At 61.3% G+C, this 15,217-nt stretch carries 10 protein-coding genes; 7 read left to right on the top strand and 3 right to left on the bottom strand.

Annotated features, from left to right (window positions below; genetic code table 11):
* The first annotated feature begins 83 nt into the window (after positions 1-83).
* From BMZ36_RS09710 to BMZ36_RS09680, 7 genes are all read left to right on the top strand, one after another.
* Positions 84-5,963 carry an alpha-2-macroglobulin family protein gene (locus BMZ36_RS09710; RefSeq protein WP_091195302.1) on the top strand — a complete coding sequence of 1,960 codons (5,880 nt, stop codon included), beginning with the start codon at positions 84-86 and terminating at the stop codon, positions 5,961-5,963.
* Positions 5,964-6,161: 198 nt separating this feature from the next.
* Complete coding sequence (locus tag BMZ36_RS09705; protein ID WP_177187845.1) at positions 6,162-6,986, top strand: S1/P1 nuclease; 825 nt, start codon at positions 6,162-6,164, stop codon at positions 6,984-6,986.
* A 22-nt stretch (positions 6,987-7,008) separates the two neighbouring features.
* Entirely contained in the window at positions 7,009-7,392 is a 384-nt protein-coding gene (locus BMZ36_RS09700; RefSeq protein ID WP_091195296.1) for a bacteriohemerythrin, read from the top strand.
* Positions 7,393-7,439: 47 nt separating this feature from the next.
* Positions 7,440-8,036: a hypothetical protein gene (locus BMZ36_RS09695; protein WP_091195293.1), complete on the top strand. Its 597-nt coding sequence runs from the start codon at positions 7,440-7,442 to the stop codon at positions 8,034-8,036.
* Between the two features lie 5 nt (positions 8,037-8,041).
* Positions 8,042-8,881, top strand: coding sequence for a carcinine hydrolase/isopenicillin-N N-acyltransferase family protein (locus BMZ36_RS09690; RefSeq protein WP_177187844.1), 840 nt, complete (start codon positions 8,042-8,044; stop codon positions 8,879-8,881).
* A 203-nt stretch (positions 8,882-9,084) separates the two neighbouring features.
* On the top strand, positions 9,085-11,211 hold the full coding sequence (gene pbpC, locus BMZ36_RS09685) for a penicillin-binding protein 1C (protein WP_218142692.1): 2,127 nt from the start codon (positions 9,085-9,087) through the stop codon (positions 11,209-11,211).
* A gap of 81 nt (positions 11,212-11,292) precedes the next feature.
* Positions 11,293-12,516 carry an HD-GYP domain-containing protein gene (locus BMZ36_RS09680; protein ID WP_091195281.1) on the top strand — a complete coding sequence of 408 codons (1,224 nt, stop codon included), beginning with the start codon at positions 11,293-11,295 and terminating at the stop codon, positions 12,514-12,516.
* A 174-nt stretch (positions 12,517-12,690) separates the two neighbouring features.
* Here BMZ36_RS09680 and BMZ36_RS09675 read toward each other — a convergent pair whose 3' ends face one another.
* From BMZ36_RS09675 to BMZ36_RS09665, 3 genes are all read right to left on the bottom strand, one after another.
* Entirely contained in the window at positions 12,691-13,149 is a 459-nt protein-coding gene (locus BMZ36_RS09675; protein WP_091195278.1) for a DMT family transporter, read from the bottom strand.
* Positions 13,150-13,504: 355 nt separating this feature from the next.
* A complete protein-coding gene (argJ, locus tag BMZ36_RS09670) occupies positions 13,505-14,734 on the bottom strand; it encodes a bifunctional glutamate N-acetyltransferase/amino-acid acetyltransferase ArgJ (protein WP_091195274.1) in 1,230 nt (409 codons plus the stop codon).
* Positions 14,735-14,851: 117 nt separating this feature from the next.
* A partial coding sequence (locus BMZ36_RS09665; protein WP_245747875.1) for a methyl-accepting chemotaxis protein occupies positions 14,852-15,217 on the bottom strand: 366 nt, incomplete at its 5' end.

The following is a 15,217-nucleotide window of genomic DNA, read 5'->3' as shown; positions in this document are numbered from 1 at the left end:
AAAAAACATCACGCACGCCGCACGTGCGGTTACAAATACAGTCAGCTAAACTGGCGAAAACCATCCAATCTGCCGGGGTTACCATGCGCCCACGCCTTGCCCTTCTTTCCACCGCATTCGCTCTGACCATCCAACCCGGTTTCGCCGCCCGGATTTCATCGCTCACGCCCCAGGGGGAGGTCGCGCAAGTGCGCCAGCTCGTGACCCGCTTCGATGAGGCGATGGTGCGCTTTGGCGACCCCAAGGCGCCCGCACCGCTAACGGTAGAATGCTCCGACGCCAAAGCCGCGCAAGGCCAGGGGCGCTGGCTGGATGACAAACGTTGGGTCTTCGATTTCACACGCGACCTGCCTCCCGGGGTCAAATGCAGCGCCAAACCGGTCAGCGGTCTGAAAAGCCTTGCCGGCAACACATTGCAAGGCCCCGGCGAATACCGCTTCAACACCGGCGGCCCCTATGTCACCCATACTCGCCCGTACGACGGAGCGACCATCGACGAAGAGCAGATCTTCATCCTGCAGCTCAACGGCCCCGTCAAGGCAGAAAGCCTGCAGGCCAACGTCTGGTGCCAGGCCAAGGGCGTGGGTGAGCGTATTCCCGTGCAACTGGTCGATGGCAGCGACCGCAAGGCTTTGCTGGACCGTTTCCGCCTGAACAAGGAAGCGGAGCGTGTGGCCATGGCGCGCTGCCAGCAGAAACTGCCGGCGGGGGCAGCCATGCAGCTCGTGTTCGGCCAGGGCGTCGCCACGCCTTCAGGGGTCATCAACAAGATCGAAAAACGCTTCAGCTTCACGGTGCGAGAGCCGTTCAAGGCCACCTTCAGTTGCGAGCGGGAAAACGCCAACGCGCCGTGCATTCCGCTGCGCCCGATCACGCTGCAGTTCAACGCCACGATCAGCCGCAAACAGGCCGAAGGCATCGTCCTGAAAACGCCGGAAGGGAAATTCAAACCTTTCCTCGACAAACGAGAGGAAAGCGATTCGCTCACTTCGGTCCAGTTCAAACCGCCGTTCCCGGAGAGCGTCGAAATCAGCGTCGAGTTGCCAAAGAACTTCAAGGATGAAATGGGGCGCCCGCTCGTCAATGCCGACCAGTTCCCGCTCAAGAGCCGTACCGGCACCATGCCCCCGCTCGCCAAGTTCGCTGCGGCCCCCTTCGGCATCGTCGAACGTTTTGCCGAAAAAGACATGCCCCCGCTTTTGCCCGTCACGTTGCGCAGTGTCGAAGCCAGCCTGGGGATCAAGAACCTTCACGCCAGCCGGGCATCCGACCTGAAAATCAGCAGCGATGCCGAAATCATCCGCTGGTTCAAACTGGTCCACCGGTTGCATGAAAGAAGCTACTCGAAGAAAACGCTCTCCGAGATCATGGCCGGCAAGGGTTCGGACAATGAGGGCGAAGGCGATCCCAAGAAACTGGTCGAAACCCGCACCGTTTCGCTGCTGAAAAAGGAAAAAACCGCCCAGTCCATCGCGCTGCCCAAACCGGAACAGGGCGACAAGCGCCCGTTCGAAGTCGTCGGCATTCCGCTACAACAGCCGGGATTCCACGTTGTGGAAATCGAATCACCGATGCTCGGCAAGGCGCTGCTCGAACGCAACGCATCCATGTACGTGCGCACCAGTGTGCTTGTCACCAACCTCGGCGTGCATTTCAAGCGCGGGCGTGAAAATGCGGCGGTCTGGGTGACCACCCTCGACAAGGGCCGGCCGGTCGCCAACGCCGAGGTACGCATTTCCAACTGCAACGGCGACGAGCTGGCCTCGGGCAAAACCGATGCGCAAGGGGTTGCCTTCATCGACAAACCCCTGCCGGAGCCACGCAGTTGTCCCGGCATGAACGGTTTCTTCGTCTCCGCCCGCGCCAAGGATGCCAAAGGCGTTGAGGACATGGCCTTTACCCTGTCCGACTGGAACAAGGGCATCGAATCCTGGCGCTTCAATGTCTCGACCGATTACTCGCTCAAGCCCACGCTGCGCAGCCATACCGTGCTCGACCGCACCTTGCTGCGCGCCGGAGAAACCCTCTCCATGAAGCACTTTGTCCGCGCCGAAACCGGCAAAGGTTTTGCGCTGCCGACAAGCTTCCCGGACAAGGTCATCATCGAACACGTGGGAAGCGGCACGCGCTATCAGCTTCCACTGACCTGGCGCAATACGGCCTCGGGAGGCAAAAGCGCCGCAAGCAGTTTCACCGTCCCGCCAGCGGCCAAACTGGGGCAGTATGAAGTCCGCCTGCCCCAACGCAGCGACGACGGCTACGGATCGGGCAGCGTGATCTTCCGCGTCGAGGAATTCCGCCTGCCCGTACTCGAAGGCAAGATCGCACCAGCCGGAGGCGCCAAGGCAGCACCGCTCGTCAACGTCAAGGAAGCCCCGCTCGACGTGCAGGTGAACTACATCTCCGGCGGCGGCGCAGCCAACCTGGCCGTGCGCGTTTCGGCGCTCGTGCGCGCCAAGTCGCTGATGCTCCCGGACTATCCCGGTTTTTCATTCACCCCGCCCAGCGAATCGCGGCGCGGCGGCGAAGAAGAAGCTTCGGATGAAGAAAGCCGCGATCCCGAACAAAAACTCGTGGCCGACAAGCTGCCGCTCACGCTCGACAAGAACGGCACCGGCAAGCTCAAGCTCACCGCTCTGCCCAAGGTCAAAACACCGAAGGAATTACTGCTGGAAGCGAGCTTCAGCGACCCGAACGGCGAAGTACAGACCATCCGCAGCCTCGCCACCCTCTGGCCTGCCGGTGTAATTGCCGGCATCAAGGCCGATAGCTGGGTTTCCGTGCGTAGCAAGCTGCAACTGCAAGCCATAGCGCTCGATCTCAACGGCAAACCGCAGGCCGATGTGCCGCTGGAAATACGCGCCCAGGCCAAAGTCACGACCACCAACCGCAAGCGCATGGTCGGCGGTTTCTACAGCTACGACAGCAAAACAGAGACCAAGGATCTGGGCAAGCTGTGCTCCGGCAACAGCGATTCGCGCGGCCTGCTGCTGTGCGAGGTCAAGCTCGAAGACGCCGGCAATATCGACCTCGTTGTTGTCGCACGGGACAAATCCGGCAATGCCACCAGCTCGGCCACCTCGGTCTGGGTGACCAAGCGCGGCGAACTGTGGTTCGGCGGCGAAAACCACGACCGCATGGACGTACTGCCCGAGAAACCCGCCTACAAGCCCGGCGAAACCGCACGCTTCCAGGTGCGCATGCCGTTCCGCCGCGCCACAGCGCTGGTTTCCATCGAGCGCGAGGGCATCATGGAAACGCAGGTCGTCGAGATTTCCGGTGACGACCCGACCATTTCGCTCAAGATCAAACCGGAATGGGGCCCGAACGTGTTCGTTTCGGTGCTGGCCATCCGTGGCCGTGTCGAGCATGTGCCTTGGTACTCCTTCTTCACCTGGGGCTGGAAGAAACCGGTCGAGTGGTGGAAAGCCTTCCGCGACGAGGGTGAGGAGTATGCGCCGCCCACCGCCATGGTCGATCTGGCCAAGCCGGCATTCAAGCTGGGCGTGGCCGAGATTCGCGTCGACAGCCCGGAATACAAACTCGATGTCGACGTGAAAGCCGACAAGGAAAGCTACCCGATCCGCAGCAAGGCCAAGGTTCGCATCCGGGTGAAACTGCCCGACGGCAGCCCTGCAGCCAACGGCGAAATCGCGCTGGCCGCGGTGGACCAGGCCCTGCTGGAGCTGATGCCCAACAGTACCTGGAACATTCTCGACGCCCTGTTGCAGAAACGAAGTTGGGGCGTGGAAACAGCCACCGCGCAGAGCGAAATAATCGGGCGGCGCCATTACGGCAAGAAAGCCGTGCCCGCCGGTGGGGGTGGCGGCAAGGCACCGACGCGCGAACTGCTCGATACCCTGCTGCTTTGGAAGTCCGACGTCCAGCTCGATGCCAACGGCGAGGCCACGGTCGAAGTGCCGCTCAACGACGCGATCACCAGCTTCAAGATCGTCGCCATTGCCGATCACGGCGTCAGCCGCTTCGGCACCGGGCAGACGACGATCCGCGCCACGCAGGATTTGCAGGTCATCTCCGGCCTGCCGCCACTGGTGCGCGAGGACGACCAGTTCCGTGCGCAGATCACCCTGCGCAACTCGACCCAGCGCGCCATGAAGGTCGAAGCCCGCGGACGCGGCCCGGTCGAACTCAAATCACAGACCGTGGACATCCCGGCCGGCGAGGCCCGCGAAATTGCCTGGCCGATCACCGTTCCCGCCAATCTGGGCCAGGCACTCAGCGGCGAGCTGGTCTGGAATATCGAGGCAAGGGAAATCGGTGGCGGCAATGTGGCCGACCGGCTCAAGGTCACGCAAAAACTGGTTCCCGCAATCCCGGTTACGGTACAGCAGGCCACGCTAATACGGCTGGACGGCAACCTCAAGTATCCGGTCCAACAACCCGCGGACGGACTGCCGGGCCACGGCGGATTGCGGCTGGCCCTGCAACCCCGTTTGGCCGAGGGGCTGCCCGCCGTGCGCGACTGGTTCATCCGCTACCCGTTTGTCTGCCTGGAGCAAAAAACCAGCAAGGCCGTGGGCCTGCGCGATCCGAAGCTCTGGCAAACCGTGGTCAACCAGTTGCCAACCTATCTCGACAGCGACGGGCTGGCGAGCTACTTCCCGCCGCGCGACGGCGAAACCCGTAGCGGTAGCGACATCCTCACCGCTTACCTGCTATCCGCCACGGACGAGGCCAGGAAGCTCGGGCTGAACTATCCGATTCCGCCAGCGGTACGCGAGCAGATGGAAACTGCGCTGGTGAACTTTATCGAAGGTCGCATCAAGCGCGAGCACTGGTCGCCCGCCAAGGATCTGGACGTGCGCAAGCTCGCCGCACTGGAAGCCCTGTCGCGCTCGGGCAAGGTCGAACCGCGCCTGCTCGGCTCGATCACGCTCACTCCCAACCAGTGGCCCACTTCGGCGGTCATCGACTGGTACGCCGTGCTGCTGCGCACGCCGAACCTGCCGCAACGCGAAGCAAGGCTCAACGAGGCCGAGCAAATCCTGCGCAGCCGCCTCTCCTACCAGGGAACACGCCTCGGCTTCAGCACCGAGAAGAACGACTACTGGTGGTGGCTGATGGTCAACGGCGACGTCAACGCCGCGCGCCTGTTGGCGCTCGTGCTTGAACTGCCGCAATGGCAGGACGAAGTGCCGCGTCTGGTCACCGGCATGATCGGCCGCCAGCGCAACGGTACCTGGCACACTACCACCGCCAACCTCTGGGGCGGACTGGCGCTGGAACGCTTCTCGCAAAAATTCGAGAGCGTCCCCGTCGCCGGCACCACGCGCGCCATACTGGAAACCGGCAAGGCCAGCGGCAGCGTGGACTGGAGCCGCGTTGCCAAGGTCACACCGGCGGAAGGCACCGGCCCGGCCGTGATCGGCAGCAACCCGACGCTGAAGAACAACACCATCGCGCTGCCGTGGCCTGCGAAGGCTGACAACCTGTTGGTCCAGCACGCGGGCAGCGGCAAGCCGTGGCTCACCGTGCAAAGCACCGCCGCCGTGCAACTGAAGCAACCCTTTGCCAGCGGCTACCGCGTCAAGAAAACCGTCGCAGCCATCGAACAAGCCACCAAGGGGCAATACACCCGCGGCGACGTGCTGCGCGTTTCGCTGGAAGTCGACGCCCAGACCGACATGACCTGGGTCGTAGTCAGCGACCCGATCCCGGCCGGCGCCACCCTGCTCGGCTCAGGGCTGGGCCGCGATTCGGAAATCGCCACACAGGGCGAAAAACGCGAAGGCTGGGCCTGGCCGGCCTTCGAGGAACGCAGCTTTGAAGGCTACCGCGCCTATTACGGCTACGTTCCCAAGGGCAGCTTCAAGGTCGAATACACCGTGCGCCTGAACAACGCCGGCGAATTCAACCTGCCCCCGACCCGCGTTGAAGCGATGTACGCGCCGGAGATGTTCGGGGAGACGCCGAATGCGAAGATGAAGGTGGGGGTGAAGTAATGAGGGCACGCGGGGTAATGTAGAGGTAATTCCGTCATTACCCCGCTCACTTGAATTGCCGCGCCCGGCGGATTGCTTCGCTAAGTCTTGCCATCCCCCGTAAAACCGTCAGACGCATAAAATCTTCAGGATTCCGGTTGCGCCACAACAGCACAGCATCCAAAGTATACGGACGCAGATTCCATGCAGACACCAAACATGAAACGCCTTCTCCCCCTCTTCGCCACACTGCTACTGCTCTCGCCCCAAGCCTACGCCTGGGGCCGCAAAGGCCATGCGGCGATTGCCGATCTGGCCACGGCCAACCTCACCCCGGCAGCACAGGCCCAAGTAACCGAACTGCTGAAAGGCGATCTGGATGCCGAGGGGAAATTGTCCGGCCGCACCACGCTGGCCGAAGTCGCTTCCTGGGCCGACGAGATCCGCGATGTCGCCCCCAAGGGGACTTACAAAAGCTGGCACACGCGCAGCAACCCGGTTTGCGGCGAGGGGCTGGGCGGTTGCAAGCGCGGTGAATGCGTGGACCGTAAACTCGTCGAATACACCGCCATTCTCAAGGATCGCAGCCAGCCGCACCGTGCCCGGAACGAGGCATTGAAATGGGTAGTTCACCTGATCGGCGATCTGCACATGCCGTTGCATTCGGGCAGCAACAAGGATAGCGCCGGGCAGAAAATCGAGGTTCGACTGGTCAATCTCAAAACCGGCAAGAATCCTACTTTGCATACGGTTTGGGATAGTGAACTGGCCGTTCTGGCGCTCAAGCAAGGCCCGCTTGCGGCCAAACTGACGACATCTGCCTCTCTCACGGAAGACGCCCCGGAACAATGGATGCAGGAAAGCCGCGCCATCGCCCGCAAGCATGCCTACGACCCGCTCCCCGGCTTTGCCTGCGGCAATCCATTCTCCGACACGGTCGAACTCGACAAGCGCTACCAGCAACAGGCCATCCCGGTGATTCGCGAACAGATGACCAGGGCCGGATTGCGGTTGGCACAGTGGCTGAACCAAACCCTGAGATAAGCAGACAGCCCGGAGAACAGACATGCCGCTTCTCGACTGGAACCCCGATTACTGCATTGGAATCCACACCGTCGACAAGGACCACCAGTATCTCTTCCTGCTGGTGAACCGGTTTCACGATGCCTACAAAGCCAACCACGACAAAACCCAGATCCTCTCCCTGCTACGCAACCTGATTCTCTACGCCGAAACCCATTTCCGGCATGAGGAAGAGTACATGGATCAGATTGCCTATCCGGAAATCGAAGAACACAAACAAGCACACAGCCAATTCATCGAGCAGGTTTTCCGCTTGCAGGACGAATACGAATCCGGTGTACTGCGCCTTTCCGACGACGTGATGGATTTTCTCGGTACATGGTTGATGCGGCACATCATCGAAATGGACCACAAGCTCAAGAACTGATGGCTTCAAGCGCCATTACGAAACAACCCATTTAACGGAGAAGAAACATGAAGAAAATTTGGTTCGCTACCCTGCTGCTGTTTTTTCTCAGTCATGGGGCACAGGCCGCAGACAAAAACCTGAGAGCCATTACCGAAGATGGCCGCAAGGTCATTTTGCGCACCGATGGACAATGGCTATTCGATACCACGCAGGACAAGTCGCTCCCAAAACCAAGCAATGTGTACCAAACCAACGTTCCCGGCTTCTCGGTTACCTATGACAATACAAAGTGGAAGCCACAACCCAGCGATACCAACGGCCTGCAGGTATTCCGGCATACCACCTACCCCCTCTTCAGCATGGCAATTTCGGATGAAATGCCGGCCACGGTGGATGCCATGAAAGGTGTTGCGCTCTACCACGCAAAAAAGGCCGACCCCAACGCAAAAATCATCACCGAAGAAATGCGCAAAATCGGGGGGAAAGAAATCCTGACCCTGAAATTCATGGCCAAAATCGAGAACCTGCCATTCTTCTATTACGGCAACTATTACGCCAACCAGAGTGGCAATGTGCAAGTAGTCTGCTATACATCCCAGCAGCTTTTCCACAAGTATGAAAACGAATGCCAGCAATTCATCGATGGCCTGAAAATAAAGTAATGCCCATGCGCCCCCCCTTCTTTGCCCTCAGCGCCACTCTCGTCTTGCTGCTTTCAATTCCCGCACAGGCTTGCACCCTCTGGGCAGCGGCCGGACCGGATGCGGGGGGTGGAACATTGCTGTCAAAAAACCGCGACTGGGCACCGGATCACGTCCAGATTCTGAAGTACGAACGCCCCTTCGGGGGCCATGTCTTCTTCGGCCTGTATGCCGAAGGCAACAACGATCCGGGAATCAAGAACGGCATCAACGAGAAAGGGCTGAGCATCGTCTCGGCTTCGGCCAGCAGCATCCCCAAGAAAATGCGCGCGCACCAGCCGGGCAAACGCGGCGTGATCCGCACGATCCTGTCGCGCTACGCCAGCGTGGATGAGCTGGCAGCCGACGCCGACAGGGTGTTCTCCGGCGCGCGCGCCAATTTCTACCTTGTTTCCGACCGGAGCAAGGTGTTGCTCGCCGAGGTCGGGCTGGATGGGAAATTCAGCTACCGGGTCGTCGACAAGGGCGTGCAGACCCATACCAATCATTACCTCGATCCCAAACTGGCCGAGTTCAACGTATCCATCGGTCAGAGCAGCAGCACCCGACAAGCTCGCATCAACGAATTGCTGACCCAGTCACCGCGCCCTTTCACGACTGAGAAATTTGCCGCGATCAGCCGCGACCGCAACGACGGACCAGACAACAGCTTGTGGCGCAACGGCAAGCAGCACACGGTGGCATCGTGGATTGTGCATTCACCCGCCAGCGGGCCGCAAAAGCTGCGCGTGGTCCTGGCCAACCCCGACCAGCCGGAAGCGCTGCACGAATACACGCTGGATGAAGCGTTCTGGAAGAAAAATTGATGCCAGATAGTTCATTGGAGCCGAACGGATTCCTTCCCCCTTGCAGGGGGAAGGTCAGGATGGGGGTAGAGTCATGGAATTCCATCATTTCTACCCCCTCCCCAACCCTCCCCCAGCAAGGGGGAGGGGGAAAAGAGGAGAGCCGGGGTAAAGGGGAAAGCCTTCCGGGTGCGCGAAACAATCACCCTCTTTCCTCCCGGTTGTTGCTGGCACTGCTTCTGCTCGCCCCCCTGCCCGCCCAAGCCCTGCCCAGCTTTAGCGAAGTCAAACAGGGCTACCATTCCTCCGACGCCATTCTGCTCGACCGTCACGGTGAAGTGATCCAGCGTCTGCGCATCGACAAAACTGTACGTCGTGGCGACTGGATGAAACTGAACGAGATTTCCCCGGCCATGCGCCTGGCGCTGATCGTTTCCGAGGACAAACGCTTCTACCGGCACAGCGGGGTGGACTGGCGCGCCGTCGGGGCCGCAACTTGGGGCAACCTGTGGAACAGCAAAACCCGCGGCGCATCAACTATCACCATGCAACTGGCCGGGCTGCTCGACGAAGACCTGCGGCAAAAAACCGGCGGGCGTAGCGTCGGACAGAAAGTCGGCCAGGCCGTCTCCGCAAGCTGGCTGGAGCGAAGCTGGCGCAAGGACCAGATTCTGGAGGCCTATCTCAACCTCGCGCCGTTCCGCGGCGAATTGGTCGGCGTATCGGCGCTGTCGCAGCGCCTTTTCAACAAATTTCCGAGCGGGCTCAACGAAGAGGAATCCGCGCTCGCGGCGGCACTGGTTCGTGGTCCCAACGCCACACCCGAACAGGTCGCACAGCGTGCCTGCGTCGTGCTGCGCGAAATGCAGCCGCCCAAGTCGCCGCCCCCGGATTGCAGCCGCCTGCCCGACATCACGCGCCTTTTGCTGACCACGCCGGCCACACCGCAACGCGATGAAGGCATCGCCCCGCATTTCGCACGCCGGATGGCTGGCAACCTCACGGCGCCCGCCACGATCCGCTCCACGCTCGACGCCCGTCTGCAACGTTTCGCTGCGGACACCCTGCGCCGCCATCTGCGCGAACTGGTCCGGCGCAACGTGGAAGACGGGGCGGCCATCGTCATCGACAACGCCAGCGGCGAGGTGCTCGCCTGGATCGGCTCCGGCGGGCCGCTTTCCTCCGCTGCGGAAGTGGACAACGTTCTGGCCCGGCGGCAGGCCGGCTCCACGCTCAAGCCTTTCCTCTATGCACAGGCGATAGCGGAAAAGCATCTCACCGCGGCATCGCTGCTCGAAGATTCGCCGGTCAACCTGCCCACCGGCAACGGGCAATACATTCCGCGCAACTACGACAACCGTTTCAAGGGCTGGGTGAGCGTACGCACGGCACTCGGCTCCTCGCTCAACATCCCGGCCGTGCGCACACTGGTCATGGTCACGCCGCACCGCTTCCAGAAAACCCTGGCCGGGCTGGACCTGCCGCTGGAACAGAGCGGTGATTTCTATGGCTACAGTCTTGCGCTGGGCAGCGCGGACGTCACGCTGGCAAGCCTCGCCAACGCCTACCGCGCGCTCGCCAACGGCGGCAAGCTCACCGCGCTGAAACTGCGCCCGGAAGACAGGTCAGGCTCGCCCCGGAAGGCACTCGACCCGCTCGCCACCTTCGTCGTGACCGACATCCTGGCCGACCGCAATGCCCGCGCGGCGACTTTCGGCCTCGACAGTCCGCTCGCCACGCGCTACTGGTCGGCAGTCAAAACCGGCACCAGCAAGGACATGCGCGACAACTGGTGCATAGGCTTTTCACGCCGCTACACCGTGGGCGTATGGGTAGGCAACGCCAGCGGCGCGCCGATGTGGGACGTTTCCGGCATCACCGGCGCAGCGCCGGTCTGGCACGCGATCATGGACCGGCTGCACGCCGGCACCCGCAGTCCGCCGCCCGCAGCACCTGCCGGCCTGAAACAAGCCCGGATCAGCTACGAGCAGAACATCGAGCCCGCGCGCAACGAATGGTTCCTGCCCGGCACCGCGCAAACCCGCATCCGGCTGGCGCAGGCCAGCGCACGCCAGCCCGGTATCGCGCGCATCAGCCAGCCGCTCAACGGCGCGCTTTACGCGCTTGACCCCGACATCCCTCCCGCCAACCAGCGCATCGCCTTTACCAGCGACAACCCATCTGCCGTCTGGAGGCTGGATGGCAAGCGCATCGGCAAGGGGCGCAAGATCGACTGGCCGCTCTGGCCGGGGCCGCACAGGCTGGAACTGCTCGACGAGAAAGGGAAAGTCGTCGATACGGTGCGTTTTGAAGTACGGGGCGCAGGCGTGAAAGATAACAGGAATAAATAATTATTCTCACCCGGCCAGCTCATGACATTGGCTCTAGAATGGTGCTTATCGAAACCGCAACCTGTAGTGGCGAGGTCAGCCATGATCAAGAAAATTCCTGTTTCCAGCCTCAAAACCGGCATGTATCTGCACGACCTGAACGTGGGGTGGATGGATCACCCGTTCGTGCGCAGCCAGTTCACGATCACGACCGAAGCCGAAATCGCCAAGATAGTTCAACTGGGCGTGCGCGAACTCTACATCGATACCTCACGCGGGCTGGACGTGGGCGATGATGCGCCGACCGCGGCCGAGGTCAAGGCCGAGATCGAGGCCCAAATCATCAAGGCCGCCGAAGAACCGCTACTGATCCGCGTTTCGGCCGCAGAGGAAATGGCACGTGCGCGTAAAGTCCACCAGCAGGCGCACAAGGTCGTGCGCTCGGTCATGAACGATGTCCGCCTCGGGCAAGCCGTGCAGATGGATCAGGTGGAAGAAGTGGTCGAGGCCATCACCGAATCCATCCTGCGCAATGCCGGCGCCCTGATCGGGCTTTCCGGCATCAAGGACAAGGACGAATACACCTTCCTGCACTCGGTCAGCGTCTGCACACTGCTCGTGACCTTTGCCCGGAGCATGGGCATGGATGCCGAATCGGTCCGGCTGGCCGGCATCGGCGGGCTGTTGCACGACACCGGCAAGATGAAGGTGCCCAATGAAATCCTCAACAAGCCCGGCCGCTTTACCGACGAAGAATTCGCCATCATGAAAACCCACCCGGAAGAAGGCTGGAAGATCATCCGCGAGATTCCGGGCATGCATGAAGTACCACTCGACATCACGCTGCACCATCACGAGCGCGTCGATGGCAGCGGTTACCCGCACAAGCTAAAGGGCGACGAGATCAGCCAGTTCGCCAAGATGGCGGCTATCGTCGATGTCTACGACGCAATCACCTCGGACCGCTGCTACCACAAGGGCATGCCCGCGCCCGAAGGGCTGCGCAAGCTTTGGGAATGGAGCAAGTTCCACTTCGACCCGGCGCTGGTGCAGGCTTTCATGCGCACCGTGGGTATCTACCCGGTGGGCTCGCTCGTCAAACTGGAATCCGGCCGGCTGGCCGTGGTCATCGACCAGAACGAAGGCAGCCTGCTCACACCGAAGGTCAAGGCCATTTTCAGCACCAAGTCCAATGCCTATATCCCGCCGCTGGAAATCGATCTATCCAAGCCCATGGGCAAGGGCGGCGCAGACAAGATCACCGGCCACGAAGACCCGGCCAAGTGGAAGATCGATACCGGCCGCTATCTGGGGGCACCGACCTGAAACCTCTGTTGAACCACAGAGGCACAGAGAGCACGGAGAAAAACAAGTCGCTGCGCCTTGAGATTGCCCACTCCCGACGGGAGAGCTAGCGTAGGTCTGATAAGCCGTAGGCGCCATCCGACGCATGACAGGCAAATGTCGGAAGGCGCTACGCTTTTCCGACCTACTCGTTGGTCAGCGTAGCCGATCTCCGAAATTAACCAACAAGACCCCGACTAGAACCAGCATCGCCCCGATCAAGCGCGGCGTGGAAATCTCGCGCACCGGCAATCCCAGCCAGCCGAAGCGGTCGAACAGCAGCGAAGCCAGAATCTGCCCGCAGATGATGAGCGCCAGCATCACCACGACGCCGAGGCGGGGCGCCAGCAACGTGGTACCGAACACGAACAGCGCGCCCATGAGCCCGCCGGTCAGATGCCACCAGCTCGCTTGGCCGATTTGCCCCAGCCCGCTCCATTTCTGTTGCGTGAACACGGCCACGACAGCCAACGCCAGCGTTCCCACGGCAAACGATACAAATGCCGCCAGCACGGTGCTGCCGCCGATCAGGTGCTTGAGCTGGTTGTTCACGGCCGATTGCAGCGGCACAACCAGGCCGATAGCCAGTGCAAGCAGAAGATATAGCGGGTACATCCAGAGCCTCCCCTAAGAACCTGTTCATGATCTGTCGCGAGAAGCCGTCAACGGGGTGAAGAGCAGCGCAAAAACCGGAGTGTACAAGGAGTACATGAGGATTTTGAGCAGCGCATGAGCCCCGATCACGGCTTCGCAGCAAGATTGTAAACAGGTTCCAAGTTGAAAAAACGGCACGCCTGCGCGTGCCGTTCAGGCTGCGGGCAACGGGGCATGACTGTTTTTCAAGCTCCGGCAAAGCCGGGCCGGTCTTGCAACCCATTGATTCGCAGCCATCTTAGATCTGCTCCCACCCGTCCTGAAGGAATGACCCGCATTGCGGGTGGGTTTGTCGTTCTGCCCTGTCGCAGAAACATCAACTGCGATAATCAGCGTTGATCTTTACATAGTCGTAGGAAAAGTCACAGGTCCAGACCGTGGCATTTTCTTGCCCGCGATTCAGTTTCACGGTGATCGTAATTTCTTCTTTCTTCATCACGCGCTGACCGTCTTCTTCGCGATACGAAGCCACGCGGCCACCGTCCCTGGCAACCAGAACGTCATCGAGCCAGACTTCGAGCGTGTTCACGTCCAGATTCTCGACCCCGGAATAACCGATCGCGCAAAGAATGCGCCCCAGGTTGGGATCGGATGCAAAGAACGCGGTCTTGATCAGTGGTGAGCGGCCGATGGCATACCCCACGGCTTTGCATTCTTCGCGGGTCTTGCCACCTTCGACGTTGATCGTCATGAACTTGGTCGCGCCTTCGCCATCGCGGATGATGGCCTTGGCCAGCACTTGGGCGATTTCGGTCACGGCATCGCGTAACGTGATGAAATCGGCGCTGTCGGCGGCGGCGATCTCGGTGTTACCGGCCTGGCCGGTCGCGATCAGGATGAAGGAATCGTTGGTCGAGGTATCGCCGTCGACCGTGATCGAGTTGAACGAGCGATCCGCCGCGTACTTCACCATTTTCTGCAGCAACGACTGGCTGATCGCAGCATCGGTCGCCATGTAACCCAGCATGGTCGCCATGTTCGGGTGGATCATGCCCGCGCCTTTGGAGATGCCGGTGATCGTCACGGTCTTGCCGCCGATCACGACCTGCTTCGATGCGGCCTTGGGCGCGGTGTCGGTGGTCATGATCGCGCTGGCAGCAGCCGCCCAGTTGTCGGCCTTGAGATCGGCAATCGCCCCCGGCAGCGCGGCGATGATTTTTTCATGCGGCAGCGGCTCCAGAATCACACCGGTGGAAAACGGCAGTACTTGCTCCGTGGCCAAGCCCATCTTTTCAGCCAGCGCGGCGCAGATGGTGCGCGCGCGGTTTTCGCCATCCTGCCCCGTACCCGCATTGGCATTGCCGGTATTGACCACCAGCGCGCGGATCGCCTTGTCGCCCCCCAGAAACTCGCGGCACAGACGCACCGGCGCTGCGCAAAAACGGTTCTGCGTAAACACGCCCGCAGCACGAGTGCCTTCCGTCAACACCATCACCAGCACATCCTTGCGGCCGGGTGTCTTGACGCCGGCAGAGCCGATACCCAGCGTCACGCCGGGAACGGGATGAAGTTGGGCAGGATCGAGCGGGGGAAGATTGACGGGCATGGCTTAACCTCTTGAAACGGCATGTCAAAAATGAAGCGGGCAATTTTACTCCCGCATGGGGCTTTGCGGCACAAAAAAACCGGCTTTGAACCGGTTTTTTTGTGCCGTTTGCCGCGCTCAAAGCCTGAACTTCGCCGCAGCCTGATTGAGTTCCCTCGCCAGTTCATCGAGCTGGCGCACCTGGTCGTGCGCAGCCTGCACGGCGGCGTCGGATTCTTCGACCATCTGGGCGATGCGTTCGACGTTGCCGGCGATGCTGTTGCTGACCTGACTTTGTTCCTGCGCGGCATTGGCGACTTCGCGGGTCTTTTCCAGGGTGGCGCGGGCGCCTTCGTTGATGTCGCGCAGGGCCTGGGCGGCCTTTTCGGCGAGTTCGACGCCGAGGGTGACCTGATCGCGGACGCCTTCCATGCGGGCGGCGGCGACGTCGGTGTCGCTCTGGACGGCGCGGATGGTGCGGGTGATGTCTTGCGTGGCGCCGCC

Source organism: Formivibrio citricus (assembly GCF_900115065.1).
Classification (GTDB): domain Bacteria; phylum Pseudomonadota; class Gammaproteobacteria; order Burkholderiales; family Chitinibacteraceae; genus Formivibrio; species Formivibrio citricus.
The sequence above is the reverse complement of the archived record's forward strand: the minus strand, read 5'-3'. Positions and strand labels throughout refer to the sequence as shown.

Coding starts and splice junctions, on each gene's coding strand:
- BMZ36_RS09675 (WP_091195278.1), bottom strand. CDS start 13,149: ATGTACCCGCTATATCTTCTGCTTGCACTGGCTATCGGCCTGGTTGTG.
- BMZ36_RS09705 (WP_177187845.1), top strand. CDS start 6,162: ATGAAACGCCTTCTCCCCCTCTTCGCCACACTGCTACTGCTCTCGCCC.
- BMZ36_RS09690 (WP_177187844.1), top strand. CDS start 8,042: ATGCGCCCCCCCTTCTTTGCCCTCAGCGCCACTCTCGTCTTGCTGCTT.
- BMZ36_RS09680 (WP_091195281.1), top strand. CDS start 11,293: ATGATCAAGAAAATTCCTGTTTCCAGCCTCAAAACCGGCATGTATCTG.
- BMZ36_RS09700 (WP_091195296.1), top strand. CDS start 7,009: ATGCCGCTTCTCGACTGGAACCCCGATTACTGCATTGGAATCCACACC.
- argJ (WP_091195274.1), bottom strand. CDS start 14,734: ATGCCCGTCAATCTTCCCCCGCTCGATCCTGCCCAACTTCATCCCGTT.
- BMZ36_RS09695 (WP_091195293.1), top strand. CDS start 7,440: ATGAAGAAAATTTGGTTCGCTACCCTGCTGCTGTTTTTTCTCAGTCAT.
- BMZ36_RS09710 (WP_091195302.1), top strand. CDS start 84: ATGCGCCCACGCCTTGCCCTTCTTTCCACCGCATTCGCTCTGACCATC.